Source organism: Rhodococcus sp. 14-2483-1-1, from assembly GCF_002259335.1.
GTDB lineage: Bacteria > Actinomycetota > Actinomycetes > Mycobacteriales > Mycobacteriaceae > Rhodococcoides.
In genome coordinates this window covers 175,609-199,649 of the sequence record NZ_NPFX01000014.1, presented here as the reverse complement: position 1 = coordinate 199,649, position 24,041 = coordinate 175,609, and the positions used below count along the sequence as shown (strand labels likewise).

23 protein-coding genes are annotated in these 24,041 nt (G+C 64.5%); 14 read left to right on the top strand and 9 right to left on the bottom strand.

The features are described 5' to 3' along the window. Positions 1 to 51: 51 nt before the first annotated feature. Positions 52 to 798 (bottom strand): 3-hydroxybutyrate dehydrogenase, encoded by a 747-nt coding sequence (locus CH294_RS12215; RefSeq protein WP_094738093.1) that lies wholly within the window; start codon positions 796 to 798, stop codon positions 52 to 54. Continuing rightward, positions 795 to 2,213 (bottom strand): MFS transporter, encoded by a 1,419-nt coding sequence (locus CH294_RS12210; RefSeq protein ID WP_032404528.1) that lies wholly within the window; start codon positions 2,211 to 2,213, stop codon positions 795 to 797. Before CH294_RS12210 ends, CH294_RS12215 begins: the two co-directional genes overlap by 4 nt. A gap of 139 nt (positions 2,214 to 2,352) precedes the next feature. On the opposite strand from CH294_RS12210, the gene CH294_RS12205 reads away from it, so the two are divergent. From CH294_RS12205 to CH294_RS12175, 7 genes are all read left to right on the top strand, one after another. After that, positions 2,353 to 3,261 carry a LysR family transcriptional regulator gene (locus CH294_RS12205; RefSeq protein ID WP_094738389.1) on the top strand — a complete coding sequence of 303 codons (909 nt, stop codon included), beginning with the start codon at positions 2,353 to 2,355 and terminating at the stop codon, positions 3,259 to 3,261. Positions 3,262 to 3,593: 332 nt separating this feature from the next. Next, positions 3,594 to 3,692 (top strand): K(+)-transporting ATPase subunit F, encoded by a 99-nt coding sequence (gene kdpF / locus CH294_RS12200; RefSeq protein ID WP_080734555.1) that lies wholly within the window; start codon positions 3,594 to 3,596, stop codon positions 3,690 to 3,692. Between the two features lie 4 nt (positions 3,693 to 3,696). Then, positions 3,697 to 5,469, top strand: coding sequence for a potassium-transporting ATPase subunit KdpA (gene kdpA / locus CH294_RS12195; protein ID WP_094738092.1), 1,773 nt, complete (start codon positions 3,697 to 3,699; stop codon positions 5,467 to 5,469). Further along, positions 5,466 to 7,562, top strand: a complete 2,097-nt coding sequence (gene kdpB / locus CH294_RS12190) for a potassium-transporting ATPase subunit KdpB (RefSeq protein ID WP_032404525.1) — start codon at positions 5,466 to 5,468, stop codon at positions 7,560 to 7,562. The genes kdpA and kdpB overlap by 4 nt, the downstream gene beginning before the upstream one ends. A gap of 1 nt (position 7,563) precedes the next feature. Further along, positions 7,564 to 8,202 carry a potassium-transporting ATPase subunit C gene (locus tag CH294_RS12185; protein ID WP_094738091.1) on the top strand — a complete coding sequence of 213 codons (639 nt, stop codon included), beginning with the start codon at positions 7,564 to 7,566 and terminating at the stop codon, positions 8,200 to 8,202. A gap of 32 nt (positions 8,203 to 8,234) precedes the next feature. Beyond that, positions 8,235 to 10,781, top strand: coding sequence for a sensor histidine kinase KdpD (locus CH294_RS12180; protein ID WP_094738090.1), 2,547 nt, complete (start codon positions 8,235 to 8,237; stop codon positions 10,779 to 10,781). Continuing rightward, positions 10,774 to 11,472: a response regulator gene (locus CH294_RS12175; RefSeq protein WP_094738089.1), complete on the top strand. Its 699-nt coding sequence runs from the start codon at positions 10,774 to 10,776 to the stop codon at positions 11,470 to 11,472. The genes CH294_RS12180 and CH294_RS12175 overlap by 8 nt, the downstream gene beginning before the upstream one ends. On the opposite strand, the gene CH294_RS12170 is transcribed toward CH294_RS12175, so the two are convergent. Further along, complete coding sequence (locus CH294_RS12170; RefSeq protein ID WP_141216497.1) at positions 11,435 to 12,655, bottom strand: diaminopimelate decarboxylase; 1,221 nt, start codon at positions 12,653 to 12,655, stop codon at positions 11,435 to 11,437. The two genes, CH294_RS12175 and CH294_RS12170, sit on opposite strands and share 38 nt — an antisense overlap. A gap of 235 nt (positions 12,656 to 12,890) precedes the next feature. Here CH294_RS12170 and CH294_RS12165 point away from each other — a divergent pair, with 235 nt between their 5' ends. Both CH294_RS12165 and CH294_RS12160 read left to right on the top strand, forming a co-directional pair. Next, the gene (locus CH294_RS12165; RefSeq protein WP_094738087.1) at positions 12,891 to 13,574 is read left to right on the top strand and encodes a hypothetical protein; all 684 of its coding nucleotides are present in this window, start codon (positions 12,891 to 12,893) and stop codon (positions 13,572 to 13,574) included. A gap of 64 nt (positions 13,575 to 13,638) precedes the next feature. After that, complete coding sequence (locus CH294_RS12160; protein WP_094738086.1) at positions 13,639 to 14,361, top strand: hypothetical protein; 723 nt, start codon at positions 13,639 to 13,641, stop codon at positions 14,359 to 14,361. Positions 14,362 to 14,374: 13 nt separating this feature from the next. On the opposite strand, the gene CH294_RS12155 is transcribed toward CH294_RS12160, so the two are convergent. The 4 genes from CH294_RS12155 to CH294_RS12140 form a co-directional block, all read right to left on the bottom strand. After that, positions 14,375 to 14,992: a dihydrofolate reductase family protein gene (locus CH294_RS12155; protein WP_094738085.1), complete on the bottom strand. Its 618-nt coding sequence runs from the start codon at positions 14,990 to 14,992 to the stop codon at positions 14,375 to 14,377. A gap of 45 nt (positions 14,993 to 15,037) precedes the next feature. Beyond that, on the bottom strand, positions 15,038 to 15,904 hold the full coding sequence (locus CH294_RS12150) for an alpha/beta hydrolase (protein ID WP_094738084.1): 867 nt from the start codon (positions 15,902 to 15,904) through the stop codon (positions 15,038 to 15,040). A 47-nt stretch (positions 15,905 to 15,951) separates the two neighbouring features. Continuing rightward, entirely contained in the window at positions 15,952 to 16,380 is a 429-nt protein-coding gene (gene arr / locus CH294_RS12145) for an NAD(+)--rifampin ADP-ribosyltransferase (RefSeq protein ID WP_094738388.1), read from the bottom strand. A 114-nt stretch (positions 16,381 to 16,494) separates the two neighbouring features. Beyond that, positions 16,495 to 17,145 (bottom strand): class I SAM-dependent methyltransferase, encoded by a 651-nt coding sequence (locus tag CH294_RS12140; protein WP_094738083.1) that lies wholly within the window; start codon positions 17,143 to 17,145, stop codon positions 16,495 to 16,497. A 37-nt stretch (positions 17,146 to 17,182) separates the two neighbouring features. Between CH294_RS12140 and CH294_RS12135 the strand changes: the two genes are divergently transcribed. After that, positions 17,183 to 18,649, top strand: coding sequence for an FAD-dependent oxidoreductase (locus CH294_RS12135; protein WP_094738082.1), 1,467 nt, complete (start codon positions 17,183 to 17,185; stop codon positions 18,647 to 18,649). Here the strand turns inward: CH294_RS12135 and CH294_RS12130 are convergent. Then, complete coding sequence (locus tag CH294_RS12130) at positions 18,621 to 19,232, bottom strand: CDP-alcohol phosphatidyltransferase family protein (protein WP_094738081.1); 612 nt, start codon at positions 19,230 to 19,232, stop codon at positions 18,621 to 18,623. The two genes, CH294_RS12135 and CH294_RS12130, sit on opposite strands and share 29 nt — an antisense overlap. Beyond that, positions 19,229 to 19,897, bottom strand: a complete 669-nt coding sequence (locus tag CH294_RS12125; RefSeq protein ID WP_249305250.1) for a VTT domain-containing protein — start codon at positions 19,895 to 19,897, stop codon at positions 19,229 to 19,231. Before CH294_RS12125 ends, CH294_RS12130 begins: the two co-directional genes overlap by 4 nt. Before the next feature lie 143 nt (positions 19,898 to 20,040). Between CH294_RS12125 and CH294_RS12120 the strand changes: the two genes are divergently transcribed. From CH294_RS12120 to CH294_RS12105, 4 genes are read left to right on the top strand one after another with little or no spacing between them, the layout of a single operon-like run. Further along, complete coding sequence (locus tag CH294_RS12120; RefSeq protein ID WP_212709792.1) at positions 20,041 to 21,276, top strand: ABC transporter substrate-binding protein; 1,236 nt, start codon at positions 20,041 to 20,043, stop codon at positions 21,274 to 21,276. Continuing rightward, positions 21,273 to 22,112, top strand: coding sequence for an ABC transporter permease subunit (locus tag CH294_RS12115; protein WP_094738080.1), 840 nt, complete (start codon positions 21,273 to 21,275; stop codon positions 22,110 to 22,112). The genes CH294_RS12120 and CH294_RS12115 overlap by 4 nt, the downstream gene beginning before the upstream one ends. Continuing rightward, positions 22,109 to 22,897, top strand: a complete 789-nt coding sequence (locus CH294_RS12110) for an ABC transporter permease subunit (protein WP_249305248.1) — start codon at positions 22,109 to 22,111, stop codon at positions 22,895 to 22,897. The genes CH294_RS12115 and CH294_RS12110 overlap by 4 nt, the downstream gene beginning before the upstream one ends. Next, complete coding sequence (locus tag CH294_RS12105; protein WP_094738078.1) at positions 22,894 to 23,940, top strand: ABC transporter ATP-binding protein; 1,047 nt, start codon at positions 22,894 to 22,896, stop codon at positions 23,938 to 23,940. The genes CH294_RS12110 and CH294_RS12105 overlap by 4 nt, the downstream gene beginning before the upstream one ends. Positions 23,941 to 24,041 lie beyond the last annotated feature (101 nt).

The following is a 24,041-nucleotide window of genomic DNA, read 5'->3' as shown; positions in this document are numbered from 1 at the left end:
AGCCGAGAGCGCTTGGAAGGACAAACTGCACACCGTCTAGCGAGTACCCGCTCATCGAGCCGACCAACCACCATCCATCGTGTACGACGCTCCGGTGACCATGCCCGCGTTCTCGGAGGTCAACCAGCCCACCAGTGAGGCGACTTCGGCCGGTTCGACGAGTCGCTTGATGGCAGCCTCCGTCAGCAGCACCTTTTCGAGTACTTCGTTCTCGGGAATCCCATGTGCCTTGGCCTGGTCTGCGATCTGCTTCTCGACCAATGGCGTACGTACGTATCCCGGGTTGACGCAGTTGCTCGTCACTCCGTGGGCTGCGCCTTCGAGGGCCGTCACTTTCGACAGTCCTTCGAGTGCGTGTTTGGCGGTGACGTACGCGACCTTGAACTCCGAGGCCCGCAGTCCGTGCACCGACGACAGGTTGACCACCCGCCCGAAGCCGCGAGAGTACATGTGCGGCAACGCAGCCCGAACCAAAAGGAACGGAGCCTCGACCATCAGCGTCTGGATTCTGCGGAACGCGCCCGGGTCGAAGTCGACGATCGGTGCGACGGTTTGGATACCCGCGTTGTTGACCAAGATGTCGATGTCCAAGCGAAGATCGTCCAGCGCGGTGGTGTCGAGCAGATCCACCGACCACACCTCACCGCCGATCTCCGACGCCAATTCCTTTGCGGCAACGTCGTTCACATCGGCGAGGGTGACGCGTGCACCGCGGCCGGCGAGCTCTCGCGCACACGCGGCCCCGATGCCGGACGCTCCCCCGGTGACGAGGGCGGAGCGTCCGGTCAGGTCGGTCACCGCTGTGCATTCTGATCGAGCAGACCGGCCTTCGCCAACTCGGCCTCGGTGGCCAGGTTCTTGGCGTCGGCGATGTCGATGCTTTCGAGCGCCAGTCCCTTGGTCTCCCGAGCGACGACGACGGCCACCACGGTGATCGCGCAGGCCACGGCCAGGTACACCGCGATCGGTACGGACGAGCCGTAGATGTCGAGCAGCTTGACCGCGATGATCGGAGCCAGTGAACCTGCGACGATCGACGTGACCTGGTAACCGAGCGACACTCCGGAGTACCGCATCCGCGTCGGGAACATCTCGGCCATGATGGCGGGCTGCGTTGCGTACATGAAGGCGTGGAACATCAGGCCGATGATGATGGCCAGCAGGATGACGACGTTGTGTCCGCTGTTCATCATGGGGAACGCGAAGAAGCCCCACGTGGCCGCGGTGAGCGCACCGGCGAAGTAGACCGGACGACGACCGATGCGGTCGGCGAGCCTGCCCACCAACGGAATTGTGCAGAAGTGGATCGCGTGGGCGATCAGCATCCACCACAGGATCGTGCTGGTGTCGGTGCCCACCTCGACCTTGAGGTACGTGATGGAGAAGGTGACGACGAGGTAGTACATGACGTTCTCACCGAAGCGCAGGCCCATCGCAGTGAATACGCCACGCGGGTAACGCTTCACGACCTCGAAGACGCCGTAGGACGCAGCCTTGATGACCTCGGCCTGCTTGTGTGCCTCGAGGAAGATCGGGGCGTCGGAGACCTTGGTGCGGATGTAGTAGCCGACGAAAACGATGACGGCAGAGAGCCAGAACGCGACGCGCCAGCCCCAGCTGAGGAAGGCTTCGTCGGACAGTGTGGTCGTCAGCACCAGCAGCGCGACGGTGGCGAGCAGGTTACCTGCGGGCACGCCTGCCTGCGGCCAGCTGGCCCAGAATCCGCGAGACTTGTTCGGGCTGTGTTCTGCCACAAGGAGAACCGCGCCTCCCCATTCGCCGCCGACGGCGAAGCCCTGAATGAAGCGCAGCGTCACCAGCAATGCCGGTGCCCAGTAGCCGATCGCCTCGAACGTCGGCAGGCAGCCCATGAGGAACGTGGCTCCGCCGACGAGGACGAGGCTGAACTGCAGCAACTTCTTTCGGCCGTACTTGTCGCCGTAGTGGCCGAAGACGATGCCGCCCAACGGTCGAGCGACGAAGCCGACGGCGTAGGTGACGAAAGCCGCGAGGATCGCGTCGAGCTCACTGGTTCCGGCAGCGAAGAAGATCTTGCTGAACACCAGCGTTGCGGCGGTGCCGTAGAGGAAGAACTCGTACCACTCGACGATGGTGCCTGCCATCGACGCTCCGACGACCTTCTTCAGGCCTGCGGGGGTGGCATCGGGATCCGGTGGTTCGGGTCGTTCGGTCAGCGGCTGATCGACGCTCATATCTTCTCCTGTGTTGCTCGGCACTGCGTGCTCGTATCTGTGACAGACCACACATGTAGCGGGGTTGCTCTGAGTATTGGTGCAGATGTTTCTGGGCGCAAGAGCCATGAACGCAGGTGGGATCTGCAAAACTGCACACATGACACGCGGTGGCGCGAAGATCCCCAGTGCAGACGACCTGCTGGTGCTGCTCGCCGTGAGTCGAACCGGTCGTTACAGCTCCGCAGCCGACGACCTGGGTATCAACCACACCACCATTTCCCGACGCATCGCCACACTCGAGGACACGCTCGGCGGCCGGGTCCTCACCCGTGGTGCCGGCGGCTGGGAGCTGACGCAGCTGGGCCACGGGGCGCTGGCCGCCGCCGAGGCCGTCGAGGATGCGCTGCGCACCCTCGTCTCGAGCGATGCAGGCGCGCTGGAAGGTGTGGTCCGTATTTCGGCGACCGACGGATTCAGTGCCTACATCGCAGCCCCGGCCGCGGCGCGGGTGCAGCGCGCTCATCCGCGGGTGTCCGTGGAAATCGTCGCGGTCACCCGGCGCGCGTCGCAGCAACGATCGGGACTGGACATCGAGATCGTCGTCGGACAACCGCAGGTGCATCGCGCGGAGGCCATCCGGCTCGGGGACTACCTACTCGGCCTCTACGCCTCCGAGACGTATCTGAACGAACACGGGACGCCACAGGTGCCGGCCGACCTCTCCGCACACCCGTTCATCTATTTCATCGACTCGATGCTCCACGTCGACGACCTCGATCTGGCCCCCAACTTCACCCCGACGATGCGCGAATCGGTCACTTCCACCAACGTGTTCGTTCACGTCGAAGCCACCAGAGCATCAGCGGGCATCGGACTGCTGCCGTGCTTCATGGCCGACCGTCACCCCGACCTCCACCGAATCCTGCCCGACGCCATCGCCGTGAAACTGACCTACTGGCTCGTCACCCGCACCGAAACACTGCGACGACCGGAGGTGTCGGCAGTGGTCGACGCGATCCGCGCGGTCGTCACCGAGCAGCGCTCGGCTCTGTTGGGAGAGAGCTGACAGATGGCCGCGTCATATTTGTGTCATGACTGAATTCGCAGGCGTAAAGGATCCGTAAGGATCGTCTTCGGGCCAGTTTCGACGGCGTAAACATATCGGTGACCGGAGGGTCATAAGCCCTCCGACCAGCGCTGATGAAAGCGCTGAACCACCAGCGCTGATGAGGCGCTGGACCGCCAGCGCTGAAGATGCGTTGGACCGCACTATGTCGAAGAGGCTTGAACGTTCATGGCTGATTTGGGTTATCTCCTCGTCACGGCCGCGGGGTTCGGTGTGTGTGCACTGATCCTGCGGGCGTTGGCGACCACTGCCACTACGAAGGCGAAGGCGAAATGACGCTCGACGGAACCATCAACGTCGTACTCGTGGTGATCGCCGCCGCGGTGGTCATCTATCTGTTCGTGGCACTGCTCGACCCGGAGAGGTTCTGAGAACATGACCGCAGCTCTGGCAGCATCGCTCCAGATCCTCGTGGTCGTCGTCGTGCTGGCGATCGCGTACGTACCTCTCGGTGACTACATGGCGAAAGTCTTTGCCACCGAACATGATGTCGATACAACAGCAGAGAGCCTCGGCGCCGCCGGCAGTACAGCCACCCTGCAGCGCACCCGCGGCGGCACAACCGTGTGGGCAGATCTTCGTATCGAAAAGCTGATCTACCGCCTCTGCCGAATCGACCCACGCTCCCAGCAGACCTGGGTCGGATACGCGCTCTCGCTGCTTGGTTTCTCCGCTGCGAGCGTCCTCTTTCTCTATGTGCTGCAACGAGTTCAGGGCGTTCTCCCACTGAACGGAGGACTGCCGGGAGTGAGCCCGTCGGTCGCGTTCAACACCGCGATCTCCTTCGTCTCGAACACCAACTGGCAGTCGTACACACCCGAGACGACGATGTCGAACCTGACGCAGCCGCTTGGCTTGGCAGTGCAGAACTTCGTTTCTGCCGCAGTCGGCCTCGCTGTCGCCATCGCCGTCATCCGAGGGTTCGTGCGCGTGCGGACCGGCGGCGAGATCGGAAACTTCTGGGTCGACCTGGTCCGCGGAATCCTCCGTATCCTGCTACCTCTGTCGTTCGTCATCGCACTGATCATGCTGAGCCAGGGCGTCATTCAGTCGTTCAACACAGGTTTCGCCTCGACGGGACTCGACGGGTCGTCGGTCTCGAACGCTTTGGCTCCTGTCGCATCGCAGGAAGCGATCAAGGAACTGGGCACCAACGGTGGCGGAATCCTCGCCGCCAACTCCGCGCACCCGTTCGAGAACCCGACCCCCTTGACCAACGTCGTGCAGATCATCTCGATCCTGCTCATCCCGGTCGCACTGACTCGCACCTTCGGCACGATGGTCGGCGACCGTCGTCAGGGCCTGACCCTGCTCGCGGTCATGACGGCACTGTTCGCAGCCCTCCTCACGGTCACTGCCGTCGCAGAATCCGGAGCTCGCGGCGTCGCCGCGCAGGCGGCAGGTTCGATGATGGAAGGCAAGGAAGTTCGATTCGGCATTCCCGGATCGACTCTCTTCGCCGTCGCGACTACGGGAACTTCCACCGGCGCAGTCAATTCCGCGCACGACAGCATGTCCCCACTCGGCGGAGGAGCCGTCCTGCTCAACATGCTCTTCGGCGAAATCGCTCCCGGTGGTGTCGGAACCGGTCTGTACGGACTGCTCGTGCTCGCGATCATCGCGGTGTTCGTGGGTGGACTCCTCGTCGGCCGTACGCCCGAATACCTCGGCAAGAAGATCGGGCAGCGCCAGATCACCCTCGCCGCACTGTCGGTACTGGTGATGCCCGCATTGGTCCTGATCGGCACCTCGATCACCGTGATCCTGTCCTCCACCACCGGATTCCAGGGCAACTCGGGTGACCCGGGTACGCCAGGGTCGATTCACGGATTCACCGAGGTCCTCTACGCCTACGCCTCCGCCTCGAACAACAACGGCAGCGCGTTCGGCGGGTTGACCGTCACCAGCGACTGGTTCCAGACCTCACTGGGCATCGCGATGCTGCTCGGCCGCTTCCTTCCGATCATCTTCGTACTGGCGCTGGCAGGTTCGCTCGCAACATCCAAACGCACCGCTCCGAACCCGGGCACTCTTCCCACGACCGGACCGCTGTTCACCGGACTGGTACTCGGAACCGCCGTTCTCGTCGCGGCACTGACCTTCTTCCCGGCCCTGGCTTTGGGCCCGATCGCAGAGGCACTGCAATGACCGTCACCTCATCCAGGCTCGTCGACGACGAATCCGACGTCGACGACTCCCCCACCCCGGTCCGATCCGGTTACTTCAGCCCCCGGCAGATGTGGACGTCACTGCCGTCCGCGTTCGCAAAACTCGACCCACGGCATCTTGCCCGCAACCCGGTCATGTTCGTCGTGCTCATCGGCTCCGTCGTCACCACCGTGCTCGCGGTCCTCGATCCTTCGGTCTTCTCCTGGCTCGTAGCGGCGTGGCTGTGGTTCACGTTGTTGTTCGCCAACCTTGCCGAGTCCGTGGCCGAGGGCCGTGGCAAGGCCCAGGCTGCGAGCCTGCGTGCGGTCAAGCGAGACACGGTCGCGCGCCGTCGGACATCGAACGGGACCATCGAAGAGGTTCCCGGCACCGAATTGAAGGTCGGCGACGAGGTCGTCGTCTCCGCCGGCGAGATCATTCCGGGAGACGGCGATGTCATCGAAGGCATTGCCAGCGTGGACGAGTCGGCCATCACCGGCGAATCTGCGCCGGTCGTCCGCGAATCCGGCGGTGACCGTTCCGCGGTGACCGGCGGCACCGGAGTGCTCTCCGATGAGATCGTCGTACGAATCACCGCCGCTCAGGGCGAGACGTTCGTCGACCGAATGATTGCCCTCGTCGAGGGTGCATCGCGCCAGAAGACCCCGAACGAGATCGCGCTGAACATCCTGTTGGCTTCGCTGACGATCATCTTCATGCTGGCCGTTGTCGCGATCGGACCGATGGGCGCGTACGGCGGCGAGGAGCAGGACCCGATCAAGCTGATCGCGCTACTGGTGTGCCTGATTCCGACCACCATCGGAGCATTGCTGTCCGCCATCGGAATTGCCGGCATGGACCGACTGGTTCAGCGCAACGTCCTGGCGATGTCGGGCCGCGCCGTCGAGGCGGCGGGCGACATCGACACGCTCCTGATGGACAAGACCGGCACGATCACCTTCGGCAACCGTCGTGCGACCGGGCTTCATCCCGCACCCGGCACGACGGCAGGCGAACTCGCCGCAGCAGCACGGTTGTCCTCCCTCGCCGACGGCACACCCGAAGGCCGCAGCATCGTCGATCTGTGCGGAGTCGAATACTCGTTGCCCCTGCACGCCACGGACACCGAAAAGACCGGCGAGTTCGTCGCCTTCACCGCCCAGACCCGCATGAGCGGAATCGATCTCGACGGCACCCAGGTCCGCAAGGGTGCTTCCGATTCGGTACTGGCATGGGTCCGCAGCAACGGCGGTCCCTCGATCTCCCTGGAGATCGACGACATCTCGAACAGCATCGCCGAAATGGGCGGGACACCGCTGGTGGTCGCTACTGCGCCCCAGGGCGGTCCCGCGCGCGCACTGGGCGTCATCGAACTCTCCGATGTCGTCAAACCCCACATCGCGGAGCGATTCGCTCAATTGCGGGCCATGGGAATCAGGACCGTCATGGTCACCGGTGACAATCCGCGGACCGCGAAGGCCATTGCGGCCGAGGCAGGTGTCGACGACTTCCTCGCCGAGGCCACACCCGAGGACAAGCTTGCGTTGATCCGCAAGGAGCAGGAAGGCGGCCGACTGGTCGCGATGACGGGCGACGGCACCAACGACGCCCCCGCGCTTGCGCAGGCCGATGTCGGTGTCGCGATGAACACCGGCACGTCGGCAGCAAAAGAGGCCGGCAACATGGTGGATCTCGATTCCGATCCGACCAAATTGATCGAGGTCGTCGAGATCGGTAAGCAGTTGTTGATCACCCGCGGTGCGTTGACGACGTTCTCGCTCGCCAACGATCTCGCGAAGTACTTCGCGATTCTGCCGGCGATGTTCAGCGTCGTCTACCCACAGCTCGACGGCCTCAACATCATGCGGCTCGCCACTCCCGAATCGGCGATCCTGTCTGCGGTCATCTTCAACGCTCTTGTGATCATCGGGCTGATTCCGCTGGCACTCAAGGGTGTTCGTTACGTCCCGTCGAGCGCTTCGACACTGCTGCGCCGCAATCTGCTGCTCTACGGAGTGGGCGGCGTCATCACCCCGTTCATCGGGATCTGGCTCATCGACCTCGTCGTTCGTTTCATCCCAGGGATAGGCTGACATGCGTTTCTTACAAAGATTTCTCGGTCAGATCGTGGCAGGACTGTCGGTGCTGCTGGCGCTGACGGTCATCGTCGGTATCGGGTATCCAGCGGCGGTATGGGCGGTGAGCCGCATCGGATCCAGCTCTGCCGAGGGGTCGCCGCTGCGTGACGCGAACGGGTGCGTCGTCGGTAGCAGTCTGATCGGGGTCGACCCGCAGGTCGAAGCCGGAGCGCCGGATCCGTTCTTCCACAACCGAGTGACCGGATCCATCTCCGACGAGGATGCCTTTGCCGCGAGCGACCCGGCCGCGTCGTTGCCCACCAACCAGGGCCCCAGCAGCGAAGCACTGGCTGCATTCATCGAGGAACGTCGTGCCGTCATCGCCGAGCGTGAAGGCGTCGACCCGGCCGCTGTGCCGGTCGACGCGGTCACCGGATCCGGCTCGGGTATCGATCCCGATATCAGCCCCGCCTACGCGGCGATCCAGATCCAACGCGTCGCGCAGGTCAACGACATGAGCGTCGACGCGGTGACGGCTCTGGTGGCCGAACACACCGACGGCAGGCAGCTCGGGTTCCTCGGCAACGAGACGGTGAACGTGCCGGAGCTCAATGTCGCTCTGGGACTGACGGCACCGGGGTGCGGAACGAGCTGAACCTCGACGGTTCAGGGCAGCAGGTAGACGATATGGGAAAAAAGACCGGCAAGCGGGGGTCCGGCGGACTCGATCGCGGTGAACTGCGCATCTATCTCGGGGCCGCGCCGGGGGTCGGTAAGACCTTCGCGATGCTCGGTGAAGCGCACCGCAGGCAAGAACGAGGATGCGACGTGGTCGCGGGCGTGGTGGAAACCCACGGCCGCGCCCGCACCGCGGCACTACTGGACGGCATCGAACTGATTCCTCCGCGGATAGTCCACTACCGCGGATCGATCGCTCAGGAACTCGATGTCGCAGCGATCATCGAGCGTGAACCTTCGCTGGTGCTCGTCGACGAACTCGCCCACACCAACACCCCGGGTAGCGCCCACGAGAAGCGCTGGCAGGACGTCGAGGAATTGCTGGCAGCGGGAATCGATGTGGTCTCGACCCTGAATGTGCAGCATCTGGAAAGCCTCAACGATGTCGTCGAGCAGATCACCGGTGTGCCGCAACGAGAAACCGTCCCGGATTCGGTGGTACGGGCAGCGGAACAGATCGAACTGGTCGACGTGGCTCCAGAAGCACTGCGTCGCAGGCTCTCCCACGGCAACATCTACGCAGCCGAGAAGGTCGACGCAGCGCTGAGCAACTATTTCCGCCAAGGCAATCTGACTGCCCTGCGCGAACTGTCGTTGTTGTGGATCGCCGATCAGGTCGACGCTGCGTTGGCGAAATACCGCAGTTCACACGACATCACCGATACGTGGGAGGCACGTGAGCGTGTTGTCGTCTCGGTGACCGGTGGACCGGAGTCCGAGACCCTGTTGCGTCGCGCAAGCCGGATCGCCTCGCGGTCCAGCGCGGAGCTGATGGTGCTGCACGTGATCCGAGGAGACGGCCTCACCGGCGTCTCGGCACCGCAGATGGGGAAAGTCCGCGTACTCGCAGCGAGTCTCGGCGCAAGTATGCACAGTGTCGTCGGTGACGACGTGCCGACCACGCTGCTCGACTTCGCACGGGGGGCCAACGCAACCCAGCTCGTCATCGGAACCTCGCGGCGGTCTCGCTGGGCTCGAATACTGGACGAGGGCATCGGCGCTGCGGTCATTCAGAACTCGGGCAAAATCGACGTGCACATGGTCACCCACAACCAGATCAGTCGAGGTTTTCGGCTCGGCCGGCTGATCCCGCCCAATCCGAAGCACCGACGAATTCTGTCCTGGGTTGCCGCCGTGGTCGTGCCCGTTGTCTCGGCCCTGGCGATGCTGTTGGTGGATCCGTATCTCGATCTCGGCGGCGAGAGCGCCCTGTTCTTCATGGTCGTACTTGCCGTTGCGCTCCTGGGCGGCGTTGCGCCCGCAGCACTGTCGGCGTTGATCGCAGGACTGTTGCTCAACTACTTCTTCGCCGACCCGCGGTACAGCTTCACCATCGCCGAACCCGACAACTTCGTCACCACCGTGGTGCTGCTCATCATGGCGGTGGCAGTGGCATTTCTCGTCGACGCGGCTGCCCGACGCACCCGCGAAGCTCGGCGAGCGTCACAGGAAGCCGAGCTCCTGACACTGTTCGCCGGAACTGTGTTGCGCGGCGGCGACATTCGAACGCTGTTGGAACGAGTCCGCGAGACGTACTCCCAGCGCGCGGTCTCGATCATCAGAGGTGCTGGTGTCATCGTCGAATCGGTCGGTGATTCTCCACCCGCCGTGCCCGATGACGCCGACACCGCAATCGACACCCCCGACGGTTCCTTCACGTTGCTCCTGTCCGGTACCAAGACCGGTGCGCACGATCGACGTGTGCTCAGCGCAGTAGCCAACCAGGCAATGGGTCTGATCCGGCAGACCGAACTCGCCCAAGAGGCGAGCACCGCCGCAGGACTGAAGGAAGTCGACCGTCTTCGGCGGGCGCTGCTGTCTGCCGTCAGCCACGACTTACGAACACCGCTCGCCGCGGTCAAGGCTGCGGTGTCGAGTCTGCGCGCGACCGATGTGGAATTCTCTGCCGAGGACACCGCTGAACTGTTGGCGACCATCGAGGAATCGACCGACCAGCTGACGGGTCTAGTTGGGAATCTGCTCGATTCATCGCGGTTGGCCGCGGGGGTCATTCAGCCGAGCCGGTCCATCGTGTACGTCGAGGACGCGGTGGACGCAGCGCTCGTCGGAACGCACACCGGTCGCGAACTCGTCATCGTCGATGTCGACGACGTCGCCGTCTCCGCCGACGCGGGTCTGCTCGAGCGCGTGCTGGCGAATCTGATCGACAATGCGCTGCGACACGCACCCGGATCGCCGGTGCGGGTCGGGGCCGCCTATATCGGCGACCGAGCGGTGATCACCGTTGCCGACAGCGGCCCTGGGATCGCTCCCGGAAGCGAAGAGGCCGTCTTCGAGTCCTTCCAACGATCGGGCGACCGCGACAACACCACGGGCGTCGGGCTCGGACTCTCCGTTGTGCGTGGGTTTGTCGAAGCCATGGGAGGCTCGGTGACGGTGTCCGATACTGCAGGTGGTGGGGTGACCATGACCGTCGAATTGTCCCGAGCGAAATCGACTGCCAGAGTCGACTTCTCCGAGCAGACCCATGAGTGAATCCCGTTCCGCGATCAAGGTTCTGGTTGTCGACGACGAGCCGCAGATCGTGCGCGCACTGCGCATCAACCTCACCGCTCGCGGTTACCACGTCGTCACCGCGGCCACAGGGACCGGCGCGCTACGCGCAATTGCGTCCGAGCACCCCGATGTCGTGATCCTCGACCTCGGACTGCCCGATATCGGCGGCCTGGACGTGCTCGCCGGTGTTCGAGGATGGAGCGAGATTCCGGTGATCGTGCTGTCCGCGCGCACCGACAGCGGCGACAAGATCGAAGCCCTCGACGCCGGTGCCGACGACTACATCACCAAACCGTTCGGGATGGACGAATTTCTGGCCCGGCTGCGCGTTGCCGTCCGAAGACGAGCCATCAGAACGTCCCCTACGGACCCGCTCGTGACCACCTCGTCTTTCACGATCGATCTGGCCTCCAAGAGGGTGACCAGGGACGGGGAGATCGTGCATCTCACGCGCACCGAATGGGGAGTCCTCGAGATGCTGGCCCGCAATGCAGGCAAGCTGGTGGGGCAGAAAGAACTACTCCGAACTGTCTGGGGCCCAGGGCACGATCACGGCTCCAATTATCTGAGGATCTACATGTCTCAACTTCGACGCAAGCTGGAAGTCGACCCGGGCAAGCCTCGGCATCTCATCACCGAGACGGGAATGGGGTACCGACTCGTGGAATGAACCGGACCGGAGAAGGCATCGCGGGGAGCAGATCCAGATGGTGGGCTTGTCCGTCGGACAGTGTCAGGACGCTCGGGCAGTCTCCGGGACCGTCGGCGATCGCGAGAACGTCACCGACCCGAACATCCGCCGGGAGCGACACTGTCGAGTCGATCACGCACCGACGCAAAGGATCACTGCCGTCGGCGAGTACGAACAAATCGTCGCCGGCCTGGCTGTGACGGTTGGCGATGACCGCCGCGACCGGACCGGCCGGGGCGCAACCGGTTCCACCGTCCACCACCACGACGGCTCGTTGCGAATCCGTCCGGTCGATCGACCGGACACGGCACACCGTCACCATGGACGCGTCGGTGATCGACTCCCCGGTCTCGACGGCAAGCTGCGGACGCGGAAAGCGATGCCGAATGCAGCCTTCGTCGACGGCGTCTTCGACGACGTCGGACAGGAGCGCAGTATCGAGTCCCGTCCGAGAATCGATCCGTAGATGGAGCCGATTGCCGAGCACACCGTGATCTCGGTAGGCCTGAGCCATCACCCCGAGAGACTCGACGATCCGTGCGAACACCCCGTCGAGAGTGGACGCGCTGCATTCCACACCGTCGAATTCCGTTGCGGGGCAGTCGACAACCTGAGCGATGACGTTCTCCGCGTATTCACGATTGCCATCGGTGCTGACCAGAGTCGACTGTGCGACGGCTACGGTACGGTCCACATCCGGAACCCGGTGAAGACCTGCGGCGACGACGATTCGGCCCACTCGCTCACCCACCGGAAGTGACAGCAGGAGATCTGCAGCCTGCGCGCTCTGCGCTCGGCCGACGATGTGGGAGGGATCGACACCGAGCTGCCGGGCGGATGACAACGCTGCCATCGAGTCGACAACCATGGTCAAGTGCTGCTCCCCTATCCAGCGCACGACAATCGGGGCCAGCACACTGCCTGGCTGGTAGAGCATTTCGGCTGTGAACGACCCGAGCGCGATGCGATTGCACCTACCGCGCAGGCTGGTTTCATCGATCACGCACACCGGCGTCGAGTAACGATCGGCGATGTCATCGAGGAACATTCCTGCCACCGTCACTCGACCGTGTCGATAGTGCGTCGTACTCGGCCACACGGCGTGATCCAACCGCGGCGACAGAGCACCTCTGAGCGACGGCAGATAATCCAACAGAGTCATCGAACACATCTCCTCGTCGATCCTGGACCGAGTGCGGGCCCTCCAGTCGATCATCGTCCCGAATCGAGGCGAACAGCTCTGCCTTGACGGGAAATTGACGCTGCGGACCACGACCTTGACGCCGCGGTGACAGATGCGCCTCGACCATCTGCACCCCGTAAGAATCTCGGTACGTCGCGTCAAAACTCCGTCAACGAACTGCCCGAGCGGTTCGTGCGGGCGTATATCTGAGTGCATGACACTCTCGCTCGAAGCGACCGATCACTCGACACAACTGCACAATTCGATCCACCTCATGCGTCGGGTCATGCCGGGGGTCGGTTTCGGTATCCGCGCGGCCGAGCTCGGCGACCGAGCTCTTGCCACCTGGGTACGGAACTCCGGTGTCACCGTCCTCGCGCACGATGACGACGAGCTCGATCGTGTGCAGCTCAGCGGGATTCGACCGACCCAAATAGTGTTTCGATGCGGAGCCGGCACCGACGGTATCCGCAGTGCCGTGCACCGCGGGGTGTTCCGTTTCGTCGTCGGCACGGAGCCGCAGATCGCTCGATTGACAGAGTGCGCGCAACGAACGAAATATGTCTACCTCGACAGCGATGCGCCGGCAGCACTCTGCGGTCACCGAGTGGAGGTGGTCGGCCTCCACAGCGACGTCAGCAACTCCGGCGACGCGGACGAGTGGGCCTCGGCGGCCGAAAGACTGCTGCGCCGAGCATCCGAGTCCACGACGTGCGGATCGCCGGTGCACCGGATCATTCTGAGCGGCGGATCGACCGAGGAGTGGATGACCTGTTCCGCCCCGTACCTGACGTCCGTCGTGCGCTCTGTGGACGCTGCACTGGATGAGGGGTGCACCCGATGGAATCTGCCACGGCCTGCCGTCTCGGTGATACCGGCGCAGGCGGCGGCCCACTGATGCTCCGGGAGGCGTATACCGTCGAGTGGACAGAACTTCCGTCCCGAGAAGGAGCGTCCACTCGATGGCCGATATCGATTTCTACTTCGATCCGGTGTGCCCGTTCGCCTGGATGACCAGCAAGTGGGTCCGCAAGGTCCAGGCCCAGCGCGAGTACACCGTCGACTGGCGGTTCATCTCGCTGCGCCTGCTCAATTCGCACATCGACTACGACGCGCACTTCCCACCCGAGTACGAGGCCGGCCACACCGCGGGTCTCCGACTGTTGCGGGCCGCTGCCTCTGTTCGTCGTGAGCATGGGTCGGACGCTGTCGGGCCGCTGTATCAGGCCCTAGGAACCCACATCTTCGACACCGAGATGGTGCCCGACGACGCTGCGAGCCACGGACATCGCGGCACCGCGGCATTCCTCGGACCGATCCTCGAAGAAGTCGGGCTGCCCACCCATCACACTGCAGCACTGGATGATTCGACGATCGACGACGAGATCCAGGCCGAGACCGATCATGCGCTCTCGCTCACCGGCAAGGATGTCGGCACGCCCATCATCGCCTTCGAGCCGCCGGACGGCGTCGCCTTCTTCGGGCCGGTGATCAGCCGGCTCCCCAGCGACGAAGAGGCAGTAGCGCTGTGGGACAACGTGATCGGCCTCGCTCGCTTCCCCGGCTTCGCCGAGATGAAGCGCAGTCTGCGTGAGCTCCCCCAGCTGAAGGCGCTGGGCGTTCAGGAGGACGAGGCAGGAGTGCAACAAGACTGGCACGCCGGGAGCCGACGACAGAAGAAGTGATGCGACGGCCGGATCAGCCGCCTCGCACGTCGTCCATGTTGCCGACGTCCGGGGTTCCGTCGCCGAGGCCGTAACGCAGGTAGACGGTGCCTTTGCCGCCGACGGCCGGAGGCTCGAGCAGCGTCAGGTTGCTGGGCACGGTGCCGTCGGCGAAGACTCTCTTTCCCACTCCGAGAACGATGGGATGCACCCACAGATCGAGTCGATCGAAGAGCTTCTCGCGCAACAGAGTCTGCACCAGATCGAGACTTCCGACGACCTTGATGTGGTCGTGCCTCTCTCGGATCTCACGCACAGCATCGGCCAGGTTCGATCCCAGTTGTGTCGAACCGTCCCACCGCAGATCGGGTATGCCACGCGAGGCCACGTATTTGGGGATCGCGTTGAACAACGTGGCAAACGAATCGTTTTGGTTCGGCCAGTACGCAGCGAAGATGTCGTAGGTGCGTCGACCGAGCAGGAGCGCATCCGTGCCCTCGTATGCGGCGACAACTTGCGCCCCGGAGACCTGGTCGAGCAGAGGAACCTGCCAGCCACCGTAGGGGAAATTCTCTGGATCTTCTTCGGGGCTTCCGGGTGATTGTGCGACGAGGTCGAGGGTGGCGAAAAGCTCCAAGGTGATGAGGCCCATGATTACTCCTGGTTCGGTGGGGATCTCTTTGAGACGAAATCTTCTTCAGCCCAATACTTTCCGCAAGCTCTCGGCAAATTCTGTCGGCTTTCCGGTCTGACCGAATTCTCCGCCGAGGAATCCCGAGTGGCCGCCGGGAAAAACGATCGGCTCCGATCCGAGCAGCACCGCAGTCGAATACGCTGCGCGAGCTGCGATGTGACCGTCCTCGGGACCGCCGGATTCTTCCCCTACGCCGATCACCACAGTGGTGGGTGCTGCACGTAACGCATCGACGTCCGGTGCAAAGTCCACTCCGCCCCCGCGCATGTTGGACATCAGCGCATCGTCGCGGGTTCCGTCATCCTCGGCCGAGAGACCGAACTGCGCCGGGTCCGGTGCCGGGCGATCGAAGTAGGTGTCATCGATGGGTCCCGCGTGCATGAGCAGAGACATGAATTCGGCCATTGCCGGCCCGCGGCCGTGAGCGTCGTAGGTGGCCACCATGTTCGCGCACACTGTCGAGATGTTCTCGCGGTCCGGCAAAGCGCCTCCGGCGGGTGGTTCGTGGGCCACCAACGTCCGAACATCGGACGGGTACTTGCTGACGAGCACCAGCGCATTGACCGCACCCCCGCTCGAGGCGAACACATCGACAGGCCCGTGGCCGACGGCGGTGAGCACTGCATGCAGGTCGTCGGCATGTTCGCCGAAGGTGACCGCGGCGGTCGTGTCGTCACGTCGACTACGTCCCACATTTCTCGGGTCGTACGTGACGACCACCCGGTCGCCGAAGTGCGATGCCAACGTGCCGAACCCACCCGCATCCATCGGCGAGCCGATGAGCAACAGGGGTGTGACCCCGGGCTCGAGCTCGCCGATCACGTCATAGGTCAAGGTCGCACCGGGAACGGAAACTGTCTGTGTCGTCATGCTCGTGTGGACCTCGGTCCGAGCGAAAACTCACCGGACGGTGTCGCCTAGTCGTAGAGAACCGCCGTGCCCGTCTGTCTCAACTTCTCGAGACCGTCTCGGAAACGCTGCAGGTATTCGGGCGAATGTCCGACCCAGTCGGTCGTCTCCTCGACTATGCGCACCGGTTCTGCGCTGCGATACGAGTGCGTCGGGTTGCCGGGAAACTTCTTGTCCGTCACGTTCGGGTCGTCCTCCACACTGCCGGTCGGCTGCACGATGTAGACCCGCGGATTCCCCTCGCCGACGGCCATCTCCGCCGCGAGCACAGCACCGTCCAGCACCTTGGTCATGTAGATGTAGTTCGAGATGTGCTCGGGGCGGTAGTTCGAGCGATAGCCGGGGACCAAGAAGTCACCGGCCTCGAGATCGGCCTTGGTGCCATGAAAGTAAGCACCGGACTCGTGCACTCGAAAACGCTCCGGTGTGTCAGCCATGTCTGCCATAGAAACTCCTCCGTGTCGGTAGCCGGAAGAGTGTGCACGCCCGACGGGGTCTTGCCGCAAGCCCCCACCCCGGCGATACACTGAAGGCAGCGCAGACGAGTTCGTTTATGGATTCCGCTCTGCCAGGCGAGGGCTCACAGTCCCGACTCGAACCTGGATGTGGCCTCCGCGAACAGGACGAGTCGACAGATCCTGAAGCAATGGCGTCATCGCCGTCCACGGATGTGCCTCGATATCCGACCCACCGAGTCGACACGCAAGCTTCGCCAGCGGGGTCCACACCGCCGCCCGTCCGACGGGCCGCTGCATGTCGACGACGGCCACGACGCCGCCCACTCGCGTAGCCGCGATCATCGCATCGAGGGCCGTCCGCCACGGCGTCATCAGCGACAGCGCGTAGGTGCTCAGAGCCGCATCGAACGGGGCCTGTTCCCCCAGATCCGCCGACGTCAGGGCGGTGGCGTCGGCGGGGATCAATGTGACATTCATCCACCCCGCGCGGGCAGCTCGAAGTCGGGCCTGTTCGAGCATCTGTGGGCTGGCGTCGACCCCGGTGATCGAACCGGTCGGGCCGATCATCCGCTGCAACCCGGCGAAGTTCAGCCCCGTTCCGCAGCCGAGATCCAGAACATGGCTTCCAGCAGGCAGATTCAGCAACTCGAACGCAGCCTCCCGTCCGGCGCGATACACCGGCCATTCGAAGGAGATCACGTCGTACAGGCGCGCCGACGTCGTGTACTTGGTCGGTCGTTTCATCGTCGGGTCCGTTCAAGGGCGGGGCATAGTGGGAGGTATGGGAATCCGTCGTTCGTCTTCGAGTGTGCCCGAGAGCCGCGCCGACGTGGTTGTGGTGGGCGGCGGTACCGCAGGCATCGTGGCGGCGAAGACCGCGGCCGGCTTCGGCATTCGCGTCGTATTGATCGAGCGGGACCGCACCGGCGGCGACTGCCTGTGGACCGGATGCGTACCGTCCAAAGCACTGCTCGCGGCGGCGTCGGTGGCACAGACGGTTCGATCCGCGTCCCGCTTCGGCATCGTCACCCAGCCGCCGATTGTCGATTTCGGGCGCGTGATGCAGCACGTGCACGGGTCGATCGCCGAAATCGCGCCGATCGATTCATCGGAGGCCCTTACCGAGGCCGGAGTGCGTGTGATCCACGGTGACGCCGTCTTTACCGGGCCGAACACGGTGAGCGTCGGTACGCGGACGCTTCATTTCGGTCAGGCAATCGTGACCACCGGCGCGCATCCGACGGTGCCTGCGATCGACGGCATCGAGCACGTGGACTACCTGACCAGCGATACCCTGTGGGATTTGAAGGTATTGCCGGAGCGACTGCTGATCGTCGGAGCCGGATCGATGGGTTGCGAGATGGCGCAGGCATTTTCGCGCCTCGGGTCCGACGTGACCCTCGTCGGACGGTCGTCCACGATCCTGCCGCGTGAGGACGCGTCGGCGACCTCGATTCTCACGCAGGCCCTGACAGACGAGGGCGTGCGCGTCCTGACCTCCACCGCTGTTGTGCAGATCAGGGAGGGTTCGGCGATCACCGACACGGGCGTCGAACTCGACTTCGATCGGGTGCTTGTCGCCGCCGGGCGGACTCCACGAACCGCGTCACTCGGCTTGGACACGACCGGTGTGGAATTGGACGACACCGGATTCGTTCAGGTCGATGAGCATCTGCGAACCACCAATCCTCGCATCTGGGCGGCCGGAGACCTCACCGGACATCCGCAGTTCACGCACACTGCCGGCGTGCACGGCAGTCTGGCCGCGAGCAATGCAGCACTGGGCCTGAACCGAAAGGTGAGCGCGACGGGAACCCCGCGGGTGACGTTCACCGATCCCGAGATCGCCTCGGCCGGAATCGATGTGCGGACCGCGCGGCAGCGTGGATTGCAGCTGCAGACTCTCGACCACCATCACGTCGACCGCGCCGTCACCGAGAATGCAACGAACGGATCGACGACGCTCCTGCTCGACGCCAAGCGTCGCATCGTCGGGGCCTGTGTGGTGGGACCGCGCGCGGGCGAGACGATCGGGGAGCTGATAATCGCCATCGAGCAGGGCCTGCGTACCCGAGATCTTGCCGGGGCCACGCACCCGTATCCGACGTACAACGACGGGCCGTGGAACGCAGCGATCGCGGACGTGAAGGCGCAGTTGGGTTCTCCGGTGATTTCCCGAGCAACGGCCGCACTGGCGAAGGTGCGCGGCACATGGATTGTCAGGAAAGAGCGCGATACCCGGCGATGATCCGTTGGGTGGAGCTCACCGCGACCACCGCCGCCCAGATCACAGCGATCTGCCACGAGATACCAGGCAGCAGCAGCCAGAGACTGTGCACTGCAATGGTTTCGGCACCCTCGGCCAAACCGCCGAGGAACGACAGCGAGCGACCGTCGTCGATGGTGCGACCCGTGCGCTCAGCAATCGAGGAGAACGCGAGAAACGCGGTGCCGTTGATGTAGTACGCCAAGAGCACCAGAAGAAACGGCCACCACGGGGCGTCGTATCCGGCGGACGCACCCACAGCGACACCCACCACCGTGGTGCCGTACACCACGAAATCGGCTGTGATGTCGAAGAATCCGCCCGCGCCGGCTGTTGTCGCCCGCCTGCGCGCCAGCGGTCCGTCCAGACCGTCGGCGATGCGGGAGACGATCCAAAACGCCAACGCAAGCCACCAGAACTGCAGGCCCGCGGCCAGTGCACTACCGAGGCCCAGTACGAGTCCGGCGGCGGTGATGCGGTCCGGTGTGATCGCGGGCCGGTCGAGCGCGCGGGCACAGCGATCGAGCGGGCCTTCGAGGTGGCGGCGCAGAAAGCTGTCGATCATTCAGCAGCTCCGGTCAATCCGAGACGTCGGGCCAACAGGGCCGAACCGGCCGCGACCGCCAGCACGGCGAGCAATGCGATGGCGAACGGCCACGACAGCGGCGAGGTCCCGTAGGCCCCGAGCGCGGTGTACGCGACGGTCGCGGGCACGATGCCGATCATGGTGCCCACCACGTAGTCACGTTGCCCCACGGCACTGACTCCGGCCGCGTAGTTGACCAAGGAGAACGGCAGCGGCACGAGTCTCACGAGCAGAACCGACAGCAATCCGCGTCGCCCGAGCATGGCGTCGAGCCGGCGGAGCCTGTCCCATTCGGTGCGGGCCACCTGGCCGCGTCCCAGCGCCCGCGCTCCCCAGTACCCGAGATATGCCCCCATCGTGGCGGCGAACACCACGACGGTTGCGCCCACCGCCAGTCCGAACAGCAGTCCCGACGCGATGGTCAACGTGCTGGCGGGGAATGGAGTGGCCGACAGGACGGCATAGAGCACGACGAACAACGCGATACCCCAGGGCCCGGCCGATGCCACTCGGTCACGGATGAACGACGGATCGGGTAGATCGACGGTGCCGAGCACGATCACCAGAGCGATGACGACCACGGCAGCCGCGGCCAATTTCAGGGTGGTGCCGCGGCGACTTCGCGTCGGGCGGTCCTGCGTCACAGTGTGTGCCTCTCGTCCGGCGGTCAGGATCCATTGTGCACACGACCGGTGTGCCCGCGTGTTCAGCGGTTGTCCCATACGACCGATTACGGTGGTGAGGGCAGCGTCGACGACGGCTGCTTCGGTTGATCTGGAGGCCCACGGTGATTCGATCGGTACGGCGCGCAGTGACGATTGCGGCGAGCGCAGGGCTCCTGCTGACCGCCTGCGCAGCACCATCATCGGAGGCTCCACGCGCCGAGGACTTGTCCTGGAGCGAGATCCAAGAGCAGGCACAGGGGCAGACGGTGTCGCTGTGGATGTACGGCGGCGACGAGCAGGGCAATGCCTATGTCGACGACGTACTCACCCCTGCGGCCGCCGCGGAGGGCGTCACGCTGCGCCGGGTGCCGGTGGAATCGACGACCGACGCCGTCAACCGCATCCTGTCCGAGCGGCAGGCCGGGGTCACCGACGGCGAGGTGGACCTGGTGTGGGTCAACGGCGCGAACTTCGGCACCGGTAAGCAGGCCGGCGCGTGGCTGTGTGGGTGGACGCAGAATCTGCCGAACATGGAACTGACCGATCCCGAGGATCCGCTGCTGCTCGACGACTTCGGCACACCGGTGGAGAACTGCGAATCACCATGGCACAAAGCTCAATTCACACTGGTCTACAACGCGGCAGTCATCCCCGATCCGCCGACGACATTCGACGGCGTGCTCGACTGGGCGAAGGCCAACCCGGGCCGCTTCACCTACCCTGCTCCCCCGGACTTCACCGGCTCGGTGTTCGTGCGTGAGGCGTTGATCAACGCTTCCGGCGGCGTCGACGAGGTTCCCGCTCAGTTCGATCAGGACTCCTACGACCGCCTGGCCCCGGCATTGTTCGACCGACTGAACGAGCTCGCCCCGTCGCTGTGGCGCGAGGGAACGACGTATCCGCAGTCCTCCTCCGAGCTCGACGCCCTCTACGCCGGTGGCCAGGTGGACATGACGATGACGTACGGCCCCGCGACCCTCCCGAAACTTGTCGCCGACGGCACCTTCCCGCCGGAGACCCGCGTCCTGACTCTCGACGAGGGAACCGTCGGGAATGCGAGTTTCCTTGCCATTCCCTCGACGTCGGGGAAGTCGGCCGCTGCGCAGGTGGTTGCCAATCTCGCGTTGTCGCCCGAGCAACAGCTTGCAAAGGCGACGCCGGACGTGTGGGGGCAGTTCACTGCGTTGGACATCGCGCGTCTGACCCCGGAGGAGCGGGCGCAGTTCGAGCAGCTCCCGTCCTCGCCGGTGGTTCCTTCGTACGAGGTGATCTCGGCGAACGCGCACCCGGAGCTGTCCGCGGAGTGGGTCACCCCGCTCGACGAGGGATGGCGTCGAAGCGTGCTCGCCGGTCAGTGAGCGCGTCCACGAGGAGCTTTCGCGGCACAGCGGCGGTCCTGCCCGCCGTCGTCTTGGTCGTTCTCGTCGTCGGCGGCGGTCTCGGAACCGTGGTGCTGCAGAGCCTGGGTCTGATGCCGTTGGTCGGAACCCCCGAACTATCGGTCGACGCGTACTCCGCTCTGGGCGGTGACCTGTGGCGCTCGGTGGTGCTGACGCTGTCGATCGCCGTCGTGTCGACCGCCTTGGCCACGGTGATCGGGCTAGCGGCTGCGCTGACGGCGTTGTCGGGTGGACGCGCCGCATTGGTCGCTGCCGGGTTAACGGTCACGGTGCCGCACCTGATCGGGGCGGCCGCGATGGCCCTGTTGCTGGCGGATTCGGGGATGCTGCCCCGCATCCTGGGCATGACCGGCGGCGGCTGGCCGGAGTTGGTCGGCGGGCGGTGGTGGATCGCCGTCGTCGCCGAATATGCCTGGAAGGAATCGGCTTTCCTGGCCGTCGTCGTGGCCGGGACTCTCGCTACCCGAGTAGCCGCATTCGACGAGACAGCGGCGACTTTGGGCGCAGGCCGGTGGGCTCGGCTGCGACTGGTCACGCTGCCGTTGGCTCGGCCCGCACTGATCGCGTCGGCGGCCATCGCGTTCGCCTACACCGTCGGATCGTACGAGGTGGCCCGCATTCTGGGTCGCCCGTATCCGGAGCCGTTGTCGGTCATGGCAATTCGCCTGTTCACCTCGATTGATCTCGAGACGCGTCCACAGGCAGCAGCTGCCGCGACGGTCGCCACCGCGCTGACGGTGATCGTGGCCGCGGTGGCACTGCACTATCTGCGCAGATCGGCAGCGTGGAAATGAACAAGGTGGAAGTGAACAAGGTTGCTCCGGCTGTCGGCAGGTCCGTGCTGGTCCTGTGGTTCCTACTGCCGCTGATTCCGGTTGTCTTGTGGGCCATCAGCAATCGCTGGTCGTTTCCCGGTTCGGTTCCCCAGGAATGGGGATTCGACGGCGTCCGCAGCGCCCTCGATGCCGGGGGCGTCGATGCGTTCGTGCGGTCTACCCTGCTCGCTCTGGCCGTCGCCGCCATCGCAACGCCATTGGGCGCGTTGGCCGCTCGAGCCCTGGTGAACGGTACTGTGCGCTTCCCCGCTTTGGTGGCCGGAGTTCTCTTCGCGCCGCTGGCCCTGCCGCCGTTCGCCGTGGCGTTGGGACTCGATGTCCTCGTGTTGCGCTCGCGCATTCCGAGCACGGTGGCGGTGATCGCGTTGCTGACGGTCGCGGCCATTCCGTACACGACGTATCTGATGCGAGTGGCGTTCGGCGCGTACGACATCGGCTACGAGGAGGAGGCGCGCACCCTCGGCGCGCCGAGTGCCATGGTGCTGCGGCGAATTCGCATTCCGCTGCTGGCTCCAGCCTTGGCGGGTTCGGCGTTGCTCGCGTTCCTGGTGGCGTGGAGCGACTACGTGATCACCCTGCTGATCGGTGGAGGCAGACTGGTCACCGTGCCCATTCTCGTCGCCTCGTTCGCCGCCGGGACCGGCAACGATTCGGTGGTGGCTGCACTGTCGGTCGCCGCCGTGGTGCCGCCGTTGTTGCTGGTGCTCATGCTGGCCCGGCTGCGTCGTAGGAGTGCCCGATGAGCGTCGAACTGTCCGTTCACGGACTCACGAAAGTCCATGCCAGTCAATCGGTTGCGGCTCTAAATTCGTTGGATCTCACCGTGTCGCCGGGATCGTGCACGGCAATTCTCGGACCATCGGGCTCGGGCAAGAGCACAGCACTGCGGCTCATTGCCGGTCTCGATTCGCCCACCGCCGGCACGGTGCGCATCGACGGCCGCGAGGTGAACGGCGTTGCGGCCGAGAACCGCGGGGTGGGGATGGTCTTCCAGCGTCCGATGTTGTTCCCGCACATGTCGGTACTGGACAACATCGGCTTCGCCTACCGCGCGGCCGGGGACAGTCGTAAGCGGTCGCGCGAACGTGCCCGGGAGTACCTCGACCTGGTTCATCTGGGTGACATCGGCGATCGCGCGGTCTCCGAGGTGTCGGGCGGGCAGGCCCAGCGGGTGGCGTTGGCGCGTTCACTCGCCGGATCCCCGCGAGTGCTGTTGTTGGACGAGCCCTTCAGTGCGCTGGACCCTGTGTTGCGCACCGAGATGCACGACCTCGTCCGGGAATTGCGCTCGACGTTGGATCAGACTCTGCTGCTCGTCACCCACGATCAGCAGGAAGCGGCGGTACTGGCCGATTCGGTGGCGGTGCTCATCGACGGGCGATTGGAGCATCACTCCGATATTGCGACGGCCTACACGCGTCCGAGCACGTTGTCAGTCTCGCGACTGATGGGCGGGATGAACGAAATCGAGGGGCAGTGGGATGGGGTTGGGGTGCATCGCTCCGAGCTCGGGGAGTTGGAGGTGGAGGGGGTTTCACTTCCCGCTGGGCCGGCCGTGTTGCTGGTTCGACACGAGCTGATCACTTTAGATGACAACGGGATTCGTGGGGTTGTTTCGGACTTGAGGCCTACAGGATTTCGCAGCATTGCTGACGTGACCGTGGGTGGTTCGACGGTTGTGAAGGTGGAGCTGGCGGCGGGGTCGGATGTGACGGACGGAGACGCCGTGGGTTTCAACATCCCACTTGGGGCGAGATTTGTTGTGGTGACGGGTGAGGGATGTTGACGGGCGTCCTTCTGCCCTGTGCCGCGGCCCCCAACGAAAACCACAGTTGTCGAACCGTCATGGTGGGTTGACAGGCTCGCCTTCACGCGCGGGTCAAATGT